The following is a 14,187-nucleotide window of genomic DNA, read 5'->3' as shown; positions in this document are numbered from 1 at the left end:
CCGTTTCCCCTCCCCGGGGGTCGGAAGGGCGCGTCCCGGCTACCGGCAGGGCGCGGCCGTGGGCACCGCGCTGAACACGTTGTCGGGCGGCGGCGAGCCCGGTGCCACCGGGGCGGGCGAGGGGCTGGGACTGGCGCTCGCCTTGGCCGCGCCGCGGGCCGGGGTGACGGCGGGGGCCGGTCCGGTGGGGGTGGCCAGCGCGGTCGGTATGTGCGGGGTGCTCGGGCAGGCCGTCCGGCTGGCGGGCGCGCCGGCGTCGACCGGTACGGCGGTCGGCCGGATGCCGCAGCCGGAGGCCAGCGCGAGCAGGAGCAGGACGCCGGCGGTGCGGCGCAGGGTGGTGCGGCTGGGGGAGGTCACGTGGCGTCCTTGTGCTCGGCGTCGCCGACGGGGCCGAGTTCGGTCCCGCCCGCGGACGGCGGCGGCGGTGGGGTCAGCGGCAGCGTCAGGGTGAACACCGCGCCGACCTCCCCGTTCGCCGCCGTGATCGTCCCCCCGTGGATCTGGGCGTTGGCCATCGCGATGGACAGCCCCAGGCCGCTGCCCTCGGAGCGGGCGCGGCCGCGGTCGGCCTTGTAGAAGCGGTCGAAGACGTGCGGCAGCACGTCCTCGGGGATGCCGGGGCCGCTGTCGGAGACCTCGACCACGACCGAGTCCGCGGACTGCCGGACCTTGACCCGCACCGGCGAGCCGCCGTGCTTGAGCGCGTTGCCGATCAGGTTGGCGAAGACCACGTCGAGCCGGCGCGGGTCGACCACGGCCAGGATGCCGCGCGGGGCGTCCAGTTCGACCGCGTCGTACCAGGCCCGGCCGTCGATGCAGGACATGATCAGGTCGGCGATGTCCACCTCGTCGGCGACCAGCTTGGCGGTGCCGGCGTCGAAGCGGGTGACCTCCATCAGGTTCTCGACCAGGTCGGACAGCCGCCGGGTCTCGCTCACCACGAGCCGGACGGCGGGTTCGATCATCGGGTCCAGCGACTCGGCCTCGTCCTCCAGGATGTCGGTCACCGCGGTCATCGCGGTCAGCGGGGTGCGCAGCTCGTGCGACATGTCGGCGACGAACCGCCGGCTCTGCGCCTCGCGCGCGCTCAGCCCCTCGACCTGCTCGTGCAGGGACTCCGCGGCCCGGTTGAAGGTCCGTGCCAGGTCGGCGAGTTCGTCGGAGCCCTCGACCTCCAGCCGGGTGTCCAGGTGGCCCTCCCCGAGCCGCTTGGCGGCCTCCCCGAGCCGCTTGACCGGCCGCAGCACGGTCGAGGAGGCGGCCTGGGCGAGCAGCGCCGAGCCGATCAGCGCGAGCAGGGTCGCGATGGCCAGCGACCAGCCCAGGGTGTTGAGGTCGGCCCGTTCGTTCTCCAGCGACTTGAACATGTACGCCGTCGGGCCGTTCGGCAGCACCTTGGTGCCGCCGATCACGAACGGGCGGCCCGCCAGGTTCTGCCGCTCCCAGTACAGGTGGTACGGGTACGGGTTGCTCTCGGTGACCTCGCGCGGCTTGGCGACGGTGGTCTGCAGCGCCGCCGGGACGTCGGCCAGCGTGAACTTCGTCGGGTTGGAGGAGGCCGCCGGGCACTCGGGGTGCGCCGGGTCGACCACGACCACGTCGTAGTTCAGGCCGGAGCTCGCCACGTTGGAGGCCAGCGTGGCGAGCTCCGGGCAACTGGCGTTCAGCGGCAGGTCGGAGACGTTGCGGCTGAGTGAGACCCGGAAGTCGTTCAGCGCGGTGTTCTGGGCGCGCTTGAGCACCGCGTCACGGTTCAGCCAGTACGCGATGCCGGAGGCCGAGACGGCGGCGAGCAGCGCGACAGCCGCGAACACCGCGATCAGCCGCACCCGCAGGGAGCGCAGCCGTCGCCACGGGCCGGACGAGAACCGTCGGGCAGTCTGCTGATGGTCAGTCACAAGAGCCTGTCGTCGTACGGGAGTTCAGGAAGGGGGCGAGGCGCTCAGGCGGGCGGGTCCAGCCGGTAGCCCACCCCGCGCACGGTGCGGATCAGGGTCGGCGCGGACGGCACGTCCTCGACCTTGGCCCGCAGCCGCTGGACGCAGGCGTCCACCAGGCGGGAGTCGCCGAGGTAGTCGTGCTCCCAGACCAGCCGCAGCAGCTGCTGGCGGGAGAGCGCCTGGCCGGGGCGGCGGCTGAGCTCCAGGAGCAGCCGCAGCTCGGTCGGGGTGAGCTGGAGGTCCTGCCCGTCCTTGGTGACGGTCATCGCGGCCCGGTCGATCACCACGGTGCCGTACGCGGAGGAGTCGGAGCTCTCCCGCTCGCCGCGCCGCAGCACGGCGCGGATCCGGGCGTCCAGCACACGCGGCTGGACCGGCTTCACCACGTAGTCGTCCGCACCGGACTCCAGACCCACGACCACGTCGATGTCGTCGGAGCGGGCGGTGAGCAGGATGATCGGCAGCTGGTCGGTGCGCCGGATCCGGCGGCAGACCTCGAAGCCGTCGATTCCGGGCAGCATGACGTCCAGCACGATCAGGTCGGGCCGCTGCTCCTTGAAGAGCCTCAGGCCGTCCTCGCCGGAGGCGGCGGTGGCCACACGGTGGCCCTGGCGGGTGAGGGCGAGTTCGAGGCCGGTCCGGATGGCGTCGTCGTCCTCGATCAGTAGGAGGAAAGGCACGGCCCCATTTTGGCCCACCGGGAGCGCCGAATCACCCCCCGGACCGGTCACCTCCCGTACGGGAACCGGAAGGACGGCGCCCGGCGTCCGGAACGGAGGGAGAAGGAGCGGGACGAAAGGCCCACCCCTGTGACACCCCTGTGACAGTCGGCGGACAGCGCCATCACAACCGGCGGGCAGGATTTTCCATGTCGCCGCAGGACAGCGGGCCGCAAGGGCCGGCTGGAGGGCGGCAACAGGAACCGCTCGTACCGATCCAAGGGGGCGCACGATGAACGCCATGCTTCAGACCCGGACCAACCCGGCTGTCCGCACCGCGCGTTCGTCAGCGACCACCCACCGGACCCGGTACGAGATCAGGACCGACGAGAACTCCGGTGCCGTGACCGTACGGGGGTGCGCGCACAGCACCGGTGGAAACCCTGGCGCCCGCCGGGTGAGCGGCGGCGGCAGGACGGGGGAGCAGTACGGGATCGGCCGACTGGGGAGTGCGGTCGACTCCGCCAACACCCTCACGCTGCGGGGGATCCTCCCCGTCCGCGTCGAGGGCACGGACGCCCGGGGGGGCGACCAGAGGAAGAACGGCCTGCGGACGGTCGGCTCGGGGGAGTCGGCCGGCCGCGAGGCCGCCGGTGCGACGCTGCTGCGGCTGAACCCCGCACCGGCCCGCACCACCGAGGCGGGACAGGGAGACGCGCAGGGGGAGCACCCGGCCGTCGCGGAGGACCACATCACGGAGTTCACCGCGTACGTGCGCGAGCGCCGCGCCTCCCTGTACGCCACGGCGTACCACCTCACCGGTGACCGCTACGAGGCCGAGGACCTGCTGCAGAGCGCGCTCTTCAGCACCTACCGGGCCTGGGGCCGGATCACCGACAAGGCCGCGGTCGGGGGCTACCTCCGCCGCACCATGACCAACCTGCACATCTCCGCCTGGCGGCGCCGCAAGGTCAACGAGTACCCGACCGAGGAGCTGCCGGAGACGGCCGGCGACACCGACGCGATGGGCGGCACCGAGCTGCGCACCGTGCTCTGGCAGGCGCTGGCGAAGCTGCCGGAGAACCAGCGGACCATGCTGGTGCTGCGGTACTACGAGGGCAAGACCGACCCGGAGATCGCCGACGTGCTGGGGATCAGCGTCGGTACGGTCAAGAGCAGCATCTGGCGCGCGCTGCGCCGGCTGCGCGACGACGAGCACCTGAACAAGTCGGGCGACACCGTCCGGGCGTTCGGCGAGCTGGTCGCGTAGGGCCGGGGAGCGCGGGAGCAGGGGAACAGGACTCCCGTCGGGGGACGGGTAGCGGACGGTTGCGGTTCGGGGGCGCCGGCTCGGGGGAGCGGTGCTCGTGGGGAGCCGAAGCCGTTCGGCAGGCGACGGGCCCGGTGCGGGGGAGACGCACCGGGCCCGTCGTCGTGTCCGCCCGCGTGGGGAGCGGCGCGGCTCAGACCGCGGACAGCTCCCGCGGCCCGGCCGCCGCGCGGACCCGCCGGGCGGCCTCCGGCCCGGCGCAGGGGTGGGAGCCGAGCTCGACCTGCCGTCCGACGATGGCCCGCTCGGCCCGCATCAGCCGGAAGCCCCGGCGCAGCAGCACCGGGAGCGACTTGCGGCCCTCGCGGACGTCCCGGCGCAGCCGGCGCCAGGCCGTGGTGAGCGCGCCGTTGCGCAGGCACAGGGCGTCGCCGAGCAGGCCCTCGGCCGCGCACTCGGCGACGATCTCGGCGGCGAAGATGCCCTCGGCGATGAACGCGGCGGCGCCGTCCAGGTCCAGGGCGCGGGTGGAGATCCGGCCGTTGTCCGGGATCGAGTACACCGGCACCTCGGTGCGCCCGTGCTCGTACAGCGCGCGGATGGTGGCGACGGCCTGGTCGCGGTGCCAGGCGAGCGGGGAGTCCCAGTCCACGGCGCCGTCCGGCAGCCGGGGGAGGGTGGGGTCGTCCCCGTCCTTGTAGAAGTCGTCCAGCTGGAGCACCGGCAGGCCGCTGCGTTCGGCCAGCGAGGACTTCCCCGATCCGGAGGGCCCGGAGAGCAGGATCACCCGGGCGTGGGCTGTCGGCGCGGGATTCATGGGGGAGTCACTCACGGGACACCAGTCTGACGCATCCCGGCCCGTTGCCGAAACCGTCCTGCTCACACCTTCGGAAAATCGACGGACCCGCACCAGGGGGGGAGAGGTGCGGGTCCGTCCAATGACCGTCCGGGCCCTGGGGGGGAGAGGGCACTGGGGACGGCCAGCCTGTGGAGTTGTTACTCAGTGGCGACGGGGGTCAGATCCCCATCGGGTGCCAGACCGTCTTCGTCTCCAGGAAGGAGAGTAGCCGGTCGGTACCGGGCGCATCCGTCCAGTTCTGGGCGAACGGGTCCAGCTCCGGACGGACCACCCGCTTCAGGGTATCCGCGGCGGCGGCCTCCAGGGCGGTCGGCGCGCCGGGGCCGTCGGCGGCGATGGCGCCGGTGAGGTCCAGCGCGTTGACGTCCTGGTGCGAGGCCAGGGTCGGGGCGATGTCCGCGGTCCGGCCCGAGATGATGTTGACCACGCCGCCCGGGAGGTCCGAGGTGGCCAGCACCTCGCCCAGCGACAGCGCGGGCAGCGGGGCGTCCGCGGCGGCCGCGACCACGACCGTGTTGCCGGTGGCGATCGCCGGGGCGATCACCGAGACCAGGCCGAGCAGCGAGTGCCCGTACCCGGCCTGCGGGGCGACGATCCCGACCACGCCGGTCGGCTCCGGGGTGGAGAGGTTGAAGTACGGCCCGGCCACCGGGTTGGCGCCGCCCGCGATCTGGGCGACCTTGTCCGTCCAGCCCGCGTACCAGACCCAGCGGTCGATCGCGGCGTCCACCAGCGCGGCGGCCTTCTTCGGGCCGATGCCCTCGGAGAGGGACACCTCGGCGGCGAACTGCTCGCGCCGGCCCTGCAGCATTTCGGCCACCCGGTAGAGCACCTGGCCGCGGTTGTACGCGGTGGTGCCGGCCCAGCCCTTGACGGCCGCGCGGGCGGCCAGGACGGCGTCGCGGGTGTCCTTGCGGGTACCCAGCGGGGCGTTGGCGAGCCACTCGCCCTTTGCGTCGGTCACCTCGTACACCCGCCCGCTCTCGGAGCGCGGGAACTTCCCGCCGACGTACAGCTTGTAGGTCTTGAGGACGTCAAGACGCGCGAAGGTCGTGTCAGACATCGAGGTAGGCCTCCAGACCGTGGCGGCCACCCTCGCGGCCGTAACCCGACTCCTTGAAACCGCCGAACGGCGAGGTCGGGTCGAACTTGTTGAAGGTGTTGGCCCAGACCACGCCGGCCTTGAGCCGGTTGGCCGTCCAGAGGATGCGCGAGCCCTTCTCCGTCCAGATGCCGGCGGAGAGGCCGTACGGGGTGTTGTTGGCCTTCTGCACCGCCTCCTCGGGGGTGCGGAAGGTCAGCACCGACAGCACCGGGCCGAAGATCTCCTCCTGGGCGATCCGGTGGGCCTGGCTGACGCCGGTGAACAGGGTGGGCTTGAACCAGAAGCCGGTGCCCGGGAGTTCGCACTCGGGGGACCAGCGGTCCGCGCCCTCGGCCTCGCCGGCGTCGGTCAGCTCGGTGATCCGGGCCAGCTGGGCGGCCGAGTTGATCGCGCCGATGTCGGTGTTCTTGTCCAGCGGGTCGCCGACCCGCAGGGTGCCCATCCGGCGCTTGAGGGCGTCCAGCAGCTCGTCCTGGATCGACTCCTGGACCAGCAGGCGCGAACCGGCGCAGCAGACGTGGCCCTGGTTGAAGAAGATGCCGTTGACGATGCCCTCGACCGCCTGGTCGATCGGCGCGTCGTCGAAGACGATGTTGGCGGCCTTGCCGCCCAGCTCCAGCGACAGCTTCTTGCGGCTGCCGGCCAGCTGCTTGGCGATCGCCCGGCCGACCGGGGTGGAGCCGGTGAAGGCGACCTTGTTGACGTCTGGGTGCGCGGTGAGCGCGGCGCCGGTGCGGCCGTCGCCGGTGACGATGTTGACGACGCCCTTCGGCAGACCGGCCTGGCGGCAGATCTCGGCGAAGCGCAGTGCGGTCAGCGGGGTGGTCTCGGCCGGCTTGAGGACGACCGTGTTGCCGGTCGCCAGCGCGGGCGCGATCTTCCACGCCAGCATCATCAGCGGGAAGTTCCACGGGATGACCTGGCCGGCCACGCCCAGCGGGCGCGGGTTGGCGCCGAAGCCCGCGTAGTCCAGCTTGTCCGCCCAGCCCGCGTAGTAGAAGAACCACGCGGCGACGGTCGGGATGTCGAAGTCGCGGGTCTCGCGGATCGGCTTGCCGTTGTCCATCGACTCCAGGACGGCCAGCTCGCGGCCGCGCTCCTGGATGATCCGGGCGATCCGGAACAGGTACTTGGCGCGCTCGCTGCCCGGCAGCGCCGACCAGTCGGCGAAGGCCTTGCGGGCGGCGGCGACGGCGCGGTCCACGTCCTCGTCGGTGCCCTGGGCGAACTCGGCGAGCACCTGCTCGGTGGCCGGGTTGACCGTCTTGAGGGCCTCGCTGCCGGAGGAGTCGACGAACTCGCCGCCGATGAAGTGGCCGTACGAGGTGGCGATGTCGCCGGCCGCGGCGGGGGACTCCGGGGCCGGGGCGTAGCTGAAGAGGCCTCCGGCCGGCTTGGCCGCGGGCTCCTCGATGTTCTTCTTCTTGGCCATGGTGATCAGTCCACCGTCACGTAGTCGGGGCCGGAGTAGCGGCCGGTGGCGAGCTTCTGGCGCTGCATCAGCAGGTCGTTGAGCAGGCTGGAGGCGCCGAAGCGGAACCAGTGCGGGCTCAGCCAGTCGTCGCCGAGGGTCTCGTTGACCATCACCAGGTACTTCATGGCGTCCTTGGTGGTCTTGATGCCACCGGCCGGCTTCACACCGACCTGGACGCCGGTGGCCGCGCGGAAGTCGCGGACCGCCTCCAGCATCAGCAGGGTGACCGGCGGGGTCGCGTTGACGGCGACCTTGCCGGTGGAGGTCTTGATGAAGTCGGCGCCGGCCAGCATCGCCAGCCAGGAGACCCGGCGGACGTTGTCGTAGGTCTGCAGCTCGCCGGTCTCGAAGATCACCTTGAGGTGGGCGTAGCTGCCGTCGGCGCGCTTGCACGCCTCCTTGACGGCGACGATCTCGTTGAAGACGTCGAAGTAGCGGCCGGAGAGGAACGCGCCCCGGTCGATCACCATGTCGATCTCGTCGGCGCCCGCGGCCACCGCGTCGGCGGTGTCGGCGAGCTTGACCGGGAGGGCGGCGCGGCCGGCCGGGAAGGCGGTGGCCACCGAGGCGACCTGGATGGCGGTGCCCCGCAGGGCGTCCTTCGCGGTGGCGACCATGTCCGGGTAGACACAGATCGCGGCGACGCGCGGGGTGGTCGGGTCGGTCGGGTCGGGGGTCCTGCCCTTGGCGCACAGTGCGCGCACCTTGCCGACCGTGTCCGCGCCCTCCAGCGTGGTCAGGTCGATCATGGAGATCGCCAGGTCGATGGCGTAGGCCTTCGCCGTGGTCTTGATCGAGCGGGTCCCGAGGGACGCGGCGCGGGCTTCGAGGCCGACCTGGTCGACGCCGGGCAGGCCGTGCAGGAAGCGACGGAGCGAGGCCTCGGACGCCGCAACGTCCGCGAGGCCGCTGCCCGCAACGCCGGGGGCATTGGCTGCAACAGTGGACATAGTCACCAGACCAGCATATCTACGCGCGTAGCCGACCGCTAGGGCGGCCACTGTTCCGGCGGTCTTTCGTGGCCGGACCGAGACCTCGGCCGCGCGGGACCCTCCGGCCGGGGCGGGACGCCGTCCACCGGCCGTCATTCGTGGCCGGACCGAGACCCGCTGGTGAGGGGTGCATGGGGCAGAATCGACGCCATGACCGAATCCGACGGCAAGCCCCACCAGGGCCCGGCCGCCCCCGACGGGGAACCCGAGTACGCGGACCGCGTGTACCGCTCCGTCCCCGGCGTGATCTCCGGCGTGTTCCTGCTCGCCGTCGCCGGCTGGCTGATCGGCGACGCGGCGGTGACCGGCACCGGGAAGACCCCGTACGTCGCGCTCGCGGCGCTGCCGGTGTTCGCCCTCCCGGTGATCGCCTACACGCTGCGCCCGGCGGTGTTCGCCGACCGCAGGCGCCTGGTCGTCCGCAACCCGTGGCGCACCGTCACCGTCCCCTGGGCCTCGGTCGACGCGCTGCGCGCCGGGTACTCGGTCGAGCTGCTGTCCGACGGGAAGAAGTACCAGGTGTGGGCCGTCCCGGTGTCGCTGCGCCAGCGCAAGCGGGCCAACCGGGTCCGGACCCAGGACGCCGCCGAGCACGCCTCCCGGATGGGGATGGTCTTCGGTCGGCAGGCCAACCCGATCGTCCAGGGCTCCCCGGACCCCACCCGCGCCTGGTCCGACCAGGTGACCGACGTCCTCCAGGAGATGGCCGAGCGCAACGGCCGCCACCCCGACGCGGCCGGCCCGGTGGTCGTCCGCTGGTGCTGGTGGGTGATCGCCCCGGCGCTGCTCGGCCTGGCCGCGCTGATCACGGTGATCGCGGTCTGAGCGCGGACACACGGGGAAGGGCCCGCCGGTCTCGACCGGCGGGCCCTTCCTGCGTGCTGCCGCGGGTCAGATGCCCGCGGCGGCGCCGAGGTCGCGCTTGATGTCGGCGAGCAGCCCGGCGGCGCGCTCCCGGGCGGCGGCCAGGTCGGCGGCGCTCGCGACCGGGAGGACGACCTCCAGGTAGCACTTGAGCTTGGGCTCGGTGCCGGAGGGGCGGACCACGATCCGGGCCGAGCGCACGGCCTCGCCGGCCAGGTAGTAGCGCAGGCCGTCGGTGGGCGGCAGCTCGGCGGAGCCGGCCGAGAGGTCGTCGGCGCGGGCGACGCTCAGCCCGGCCAGGACGGTCGGCGGCTGCTCGCGCAGCCGGCGCATGGCGTCGGCGATCAGCGAGAGGTCCTGGACCCGGACGGACAGCTGGTCGGTGGCGTGCAGGCCGTGCTCCAGCGCCAGGTCGTCCAGCAGGTCGGTCAGGGTGCGGCCGGACTGCTTGAGCGTCGCGGCCAGCTCGGCGACCAGCAGGGCGGCGGTGATGCCGTCCTTGTCCCGGACGCCCTGCGGGTCGACGCAGTAGCCGAGCGCCTCCTCGTAGCCGTAGCGCAGGCCCTCGGCGCGGGAGATCCACTTGAAGCCGGTCAGCGTCTCGGCGTAGCCCAGGCCCGCGGCCTCGGCGATCCGGCCGAGCAGGGTGGCGGAGACGATGGTGGTGGCGAAGGTGCCCTCGGCCTTCTTGGCGACCAGCGCGGAGCCCAGCAGTGCGCCGACCTCGTCGCCGCGCAGCATCCGCCAGCCGGAGGTGCCGTTGCCGCTGCCCACCGCGTTGGCGTTGACCGGGACGGCCACCGCGCAGCGGTCGGCGTCCGGGTCGTTGGCGATCACGATGTCCGGGCCGACCGCGGCGGCGGTGCGGAAGGCGAGGTCCATCGCCCCCGGCTCCTCCGGGTTGGGGAAGGCCACGGTCGGGAAGTCCGGGTCGGGCTCGGCCTGCTCGGCGACCACGGTCGGCGCGGGGAAGCCGGCCCGGCGGAAGGCGGCGACCAGGGTGTCGCGGCCGACGCCGTGCATCGGGGTGTAGACCACGTCCAGCTCGCGCGGGCTGTGCTCGTCGACGATCGAGACGGCCCGGGTCAGGTAGGCCTCGACGACGTCCTCGCCGAGCACCTCCCAGCCCTCCTCGGCGCGCGGGACGTCGTCCAGCGAGCCGATCGCGTCGATCTCGGCGGCGATCCCGGCGTCGGCCGGCGGGACGATCTGCGAGCCGTCGCCCAGGTAGACCTTGTAGCCGTTGTCCTGCGGCGGGTTGTGGCTGGCGGTGACGGTCACGCCGGCGGCCGCACCCAGGTGGCGGACGGCGAAGGCGAGCACCGGGGTCGGCAGCGGGCGCGGCAGCAGCGCGGCGCGCAGACCGGCCCCGACCACCACGGCGGCGGTGTCCCGGGCGAAGTCGTACGACTTGTGGCGGGCGTCGTAACCGATCACCACGAGGTCGCCGAGGCCCTGCTTCTTCACGTACCCGACCAGGCCGGCGGCGGCCCGGATCACCACGGCGCGGTTCATCCGCATCGGGCCGGCGCCGAGCTCGCCGCGCAGGCCGGCGGTGCCGAACTGGAGGCGGTCGGAGAAGCGCTCGGCGAGCTCGGACCAGGCGAGCGTGCACTCCTCCTGGGCTTCCGGGCCCTCGGCGCGGGCCAGCAGGGCGGCGAGCTCCTCGCGGGTCTGCGGGTCGGGGTCCTCGGCCAGCCAGGTGCGGGCCCGGGCGAGGAGGTCGGGGTTGGGTGCCTGCGTCATGTTCTTGCCTGCTCCATCGGGAAGTGCGTCGGGTGTCGACCGGAGGGTTCCACGCAAGGGGAAGGGGAGGTGTGCACATGCGGACGGGGCCCCCGGGATGGCGTGATCAGCGGATCACGCCGCCCGTGGGCCCCGTCGTTCATGATTCTGCGCCCGGCAGGCGTCAGATCCGCTCCAGGACCTTCGCCAGCAGCTCGCCCATGCGCTCGGCCGAGGCCTTGCCGGCCTCCAGGACCTCTTCGTGGTTGAGCGGCTCGCCGGTGATGCCGGCGGCCAGGTTGGTGACCAGGGAGATGCCGAGCACCTCCGAGCCGGCCTCGCGGGCGGCGATGGCCTCCAGGGTGGTGGACATGCCGACCAGCTCGCCGCCGATCACCCGGGCCATGTTGACCTCGGCCGGGGTCTCGTAGTGCGGGCCGCGGAACTGGACGTAGACGGCCTCGTCCAGGCTCGGGTCGACCTCGCGGCACAGCGCGCGCAGGCGCTTGGAGTACAGGTCGGTGAGGTCGACGAAGTTGGCGCCGACGATCGGGGAGTCCGCGGTCAGGTTGATGTGGTCGCTGATCAGGACCGGCTGGCCCGGGGTCCAGCCCTCGCGCAGACCGCCGCAGCCGTTGGTCAGGACGATGATGCCGCAGCCGGCCGCGGCGGCGGTGCGCACGCCGTGGACGACGGTGGCCACGCCGTGGCCCTCGTAGTAGTGGTTGCGGCCGAGGAAGATCAGGGCGCGCTTGTCGCCGATCTTCACCGAGCGGATCTTGCCGGCGTGGCCGGCCACGGCGGGGGCGGGGAAGCCCGGGAGGTCGGTGACCGGGAACTCGGCCACGGTCTCGCCCAGGGCGTCGGCGGCCGGCACCCAGCCGGAGCCCATCACCAGGGCGACGTCGTGCCGCTCGGCACCGGTCAGCTCGCGCAGGCGCTCGGCGGCGGCCTGGGCGGCGGCGTAGGGGTCGGCGGAGACGACCGACTGAGGAGAAGCGTTCACGGGTCCGAGGATAGACGGCTTTCGGCTACGCGCGTAGAAATTCCGCTTCGGCGTGCCGGATCGTTACCCGGTTGGCCCGAAAACACAGCTCGGTGGCGCTTTCGGGTGAACGGGTTTGTTGATACGTACGGAAAGAAGACCGGCGATCAGCACGGCCGCCGGCGCAGCTCCATCACGTAGTCGTGCGGGGCCCCGGCGCTCTCCGCGGCGTCGGCGATCAGGCCGAGGTAGCGGGCCGCGGGCAGGCCGCCCTCGTAGTCGTTCAGCACGTACGTCCAGACCGGGATGTCGCCGTCCAGGGTCTGCGCCCGCAGCTTGATCTTGCGGTAGATGCCGAGCTGGACGCCCTCCCAGCGGTCCAGGCCCTCCTCGTCCATCGGCGCGATGTCGTAGAGGGAGACGAAGACCTGGTCCTTCTCGTCCTCCACGACGGTGGCCAGCGAGCCCTCCCAACCGAGCTGCTCGCCGCCGAAGGTGAGCCGCCAGCCGTCCAGCCACCCCGTGCCGCGGAGCGGGGAGTGCGGGGCTCGGCGGGTCATCTGCCGGGCATCGAGGTTGGTGGCATACGCGGCGTAAAGGGGCATGGGTGCAGCGTAGCCCGGTCGGTGCGCGGGGTGGGGCGAGTCCGGGGCTCGAGCGCGGACCCCGTTGTGGCGCCGCCCGCGGCGTGCGGGACAATGGGGTACGTGACTCGGATCGTGATCATCGGTGGCGGACCCGGCGGCTACGAGGCGGCCCTGGTGGCCTCTCAGCTCGGCGCGGAGGTGACCGTCGTCGACCGCGACGGTCTGGGCGGATCGGCGGTGCTCACGGACTGCGTGCCGTCGAAGACCCTGATCGCGACCGCGGAGGTGATGACCACCTTCGACAGCTCGTACGAGGAGCTGGGCATCACGGTCGACCAGGGCGCGGCCGCCGACCGGGAGACCAAGGTCATCGGCGTGGACCTGGGCAAGGTCAACCGCCGTGTGAAGCGGCTGGCGATCGCGCAGTCCCACGACATCACCCAGTCCGTCACCCGCGCCGGGGTCACCGTGCTGCGCGGCCGCGGCCGGCTCGGCGCCGGCGGGCAGGCCGTGGACGGCTCCCGCGAGGTGCTGGTGGACGCCCCCGACGGCAGCGTGCAGTCGCTGCGCGCCGACGCGGTGCTGATCGCCACCGGCGCCCACCCGCGCGAGGTGCCGGACGCCACGCCGGACGGCGAGCGGATCCTCACCTGGACCCAGGTCTACGACCTGGAGGAGCTGCCCCGCGAGCTGATCGTGGTCGGTTCCGGCGTGACCGGTGCCGAGTTCGCCGGCGCGTACCAGGCGCTCGGCTCCAAGGTGACCCTGGTCTCCAGCCGCGAGCGGGTGCTGCCGGGCGAGGACCCGGACGCCGCCGAGGTGCTGGAGGAGGTCTTCCGCCGCCGCGGCATGAACGTGATGAGCCGTTCGCGCGCCGAGAGCGCCAAGCGGATCGGCGACCGGGTCGAGGTGACCCTCTCCGACGGCAAGGTGATCGAGGGCACCCACTGCCTGATGGCGGTCGGCTCGATCCCCAACACCGCCGAGATGGGCCTGGAGGAGGCCGGGGTCAAGCTCAACGACTGGGGCCAGATCCAGGTCGACCGGGTCTCCCGCACCAGCGCCCCGGGCGTGTACGCGGCCGGCGACTGCACCGGCGTCTTCATGCTCGCCTCGGTGGCGGCCATGCAGGGCCGGATCGCGATGTACCACGCGCTGGGCGACGCGGTGCAGCCGCTGAACCTCAAGACCGTGGCCTCCAACGTCTTCACCGACCCGGAGATCGCCACCGTCGGCTACACCGCCGCCGACGTGCAGTGCGGCAAGATGGACGCGGTCGAGGTGAAGCTGCCGCTGCGCGGCAACCCGCGGGCGAAGATGCAGGGCATCCGGGACGGCTTCGTGAAGCTGTTCTGCCGCCCGGGCACCGGCATCGTGGTCGGCGGCGTGGTCGTCGCCCCGCGCGCCAGCGAGCTGATCCACCCGATCGCGCTGGCGGTGGACGCCAATCTGACGGTCGAACAGGTGGCCAGCGCCTTCACCGTCTACCCGTCCGTCTCCGGCTCGACCGCCGAGGCCGCCCGGCAGCTGCACGTCCGCAAGCGGGCCGACGGCGAATCCTGAGCTCAAGGCGCACAGTTGAGGGCGGCTGCCGATCGGCGGCCGCCCTTCGCGCAGGCATGATCGTCACCCGGACGGCGGGCGCAGTTCCGGGTTGTTGACGGCGCGTATTGTACGGTCACGCGCCGCTCTTGCGTGAGCAATTCCCGCTACCAGCTGCAAAC

At 72.7% G+C, this 14,187-nt stretch carries 13 protein-coding genes; 3 read left to right on the top strand and 10 right to left on the bottom strand.

The annotated features are described in order from the left end of the window. Positions 1–39 precede the first annotated feature (39 nt). From ABTY61_RS04710 to ABTY61_RS04700, 3 genes are read right to left on the bottom strand one after another with little or no spacing between them, the layout of a single operon-like run. Positions 40–360: a hypothetical protein gene (locus ABTY61_RS04710; RefSeq protein WP_350503472.1), complete on the bottom strand. Its 321-nt coding sequence runs from the start codon at positions 358–360 to the stop codon at positions 40–42. Then, entirely contained in the window at positions 357–1,901 is a 1,545-nt protein-coding gene (locus ABTY61_RS04705; protein ID WP_350503471.1) for an ATP-binding protein, read from the bottom strand. Before ABTY61_RS04705 ends, ABTY61_RS04710 begins: the two co-directional genes overlap by 4 nt. Positions 1,902–1,945: 44 nt before the next feature. Next, the gene (locus tag ABTY61_RS04700) at positions 1,946–2,623 is read right to left on the bottom strand and encodes a response regulator (protein WP_063349065.1); all 678 of its coding nucleotides are present in this window, start codon (positions 2,621–2,623) and stop codon (positions 1,946–1,948) included. Between the two features lie 586 nt (positions 2,624–3,209). Between ABTY61_RS04700 and ABTY61_RS04695 the strand changes: the two genes are divergently transcribed. Further along, on the top strand, positions 3,210–3,872 hold the full coding sequence (locus tag ABTY61_RS04695; RefSeq protein WP_350503707.1) for a SigE family RNA polymerase sigma factor: 663 nt from the start codon (positions 3,210–3,212) through the stop codon (positions 3,870–3,872). 193 nt (positions 3,873–4,065) lie between these two features. Here ABTY61_RS04695 and ABTY61_RS04690 read toward each other — a convergent pair whose 3' ends face one another. The 4 genes from ABTY61_RS04690 to deoC form a co-directional block, all read right to left on the bottom strand. After that, a complete protein-coding gene (locus ABTY61_RS04690) occupies positions 4,066–4,704 on the bottom strand; it encodes an ATP-binding protein (protein WP_502895217.1) in 639 nt (212 codons plus the stop codon). Positions 4,705–4,888: 184 nt separating this feature from the next. After that, positions 4,889–5,794 (bottom strand): aldehyde dehydrogenase family protein, encoded by a 906-nt coding sequence (locus tag ABTY61_RS04685; protein ID WP_350503470.1) that lies wholly within the window; start codon positions 5,792–5,794, stop codon positions 4,889–4,891. Further along, positions 5,787–7,268 carry an aldehyde dehydrogenase family protein gene (locus ABTY61_RS04680; protein ID WP_350503469.1) on the bottom strand — a complete coding sequence of 494 codons (1,482 nt, stop codon included), beginning with the start codon at positions 7,266–7,268 and terminating at the stop codon, positions 5,787–5,789. The genes ABTY61_RS04685 and ABTY61_RS04680 overlap by 8 nt, the downstream gene beginning before the upstream one ends. 5 nt (positions 7,269–7,273) lie before the next feature. Beyond that, positions 7,274–8,260: a deoxyribose-phosphate aldolase gene (gene deoC, locus ABTY61_RS04675; protein WP_350503468.1), complete on the bottom strand. Its 987-nt coding sequence runs from the start codon at positions 8,258–8,260 to the stop codon at positions 7,274–7,276. Positions 8,261–8,452: 192 nt separating this feature from the next. Between deoC and ABTY61_RS04670 the strand changes: the two genes are divergently transcribed. Continuing rightward, complete coding sequence (locus ABTY61_RS04670; protein ID WP_350503467.1) at positions 8,453–9,127, top strand: PH domain-containing protein; 675 nt, start codon at positions 8,453–8,455, stop codon at positions 9,125–9,127. 66 nt (positions 9,128–9,193) lie between these two features. Here the strand turns inward: ABTY61_RS04670 and ABTY61_RS04665 are convergent, their stop codons facing one another. The 3 genes from ABTY61_RS04665 to ABTY61_RS04655 all read right to left on the bottom strand — a co-directional run bounded on the left by ABTY61_RS04665 (position 9,194) and on the right by ABTY61_RS04655 (position 12,481). After that, on the bottom strand, positions 9,194–10,912 hold the full coding sequence (locus ABTY61_RS04665) for a phospho-sugar mutase (RefSeq protein WP_350503466.1): 1,719 nt from the start codon (positions 10,910–10,912) through the stop codon (positions 9,194–9,196). A gap of 163 nt (positions 10,913–11,075) precedes the next feature. Then, entirely contained in the window at positions 11,076–11,897 is an 822-nt protein-coding gene (locus tag ABTY61_RS04660) for a purine-nucleoside phosphorylase (RefSeq protein WP_350503465.1), read from the bottom strand. A gap of 146 nt (positions 11,898–12,043) precedes the next feature. Further along, entirely contained in the window at positions 12,044–12,481 is a 438-nt protein-coding gene (locus ABTY61_RS04655) for a gamma-glutamylcyclotransferase family protein (RefSeq protein ID WP_350503464.1), read from the bottom strand. 93 nt (positions 12,482–12,574) lie between these two features. On the opposite strand from ABTY61_RS04655, the gene ABTY61_RS04650 reads away from it, so the two are divergent. After that, positions 12,575–14,026 (top strand): NAD(P)H-quinone dehydrogenase, encoded by a 1,452-nt coding sequence (locus tag ABTY61_RS04650; RefSeq protein WP_350503463.1) that lies wholly within the window; start codon positions 12,575–12,577, stop codon positions 14,024–14,026. Positions 14,027–14,187: the final 161 nt, after the last annotated feature.

Source organism: Kitasatospora sp. NPDC096128, from assembly GCF_040303105.1.
GTDB lineage: Bacteria > Actinomycetota > Actinomycetes > Streptomycetales > Streptomycetaceae > Kitasatospora.
Note: the sequence above shows the minus strand (reverse complement) of the source record. Positions and strands in the feature narration are given on the sequence as shown.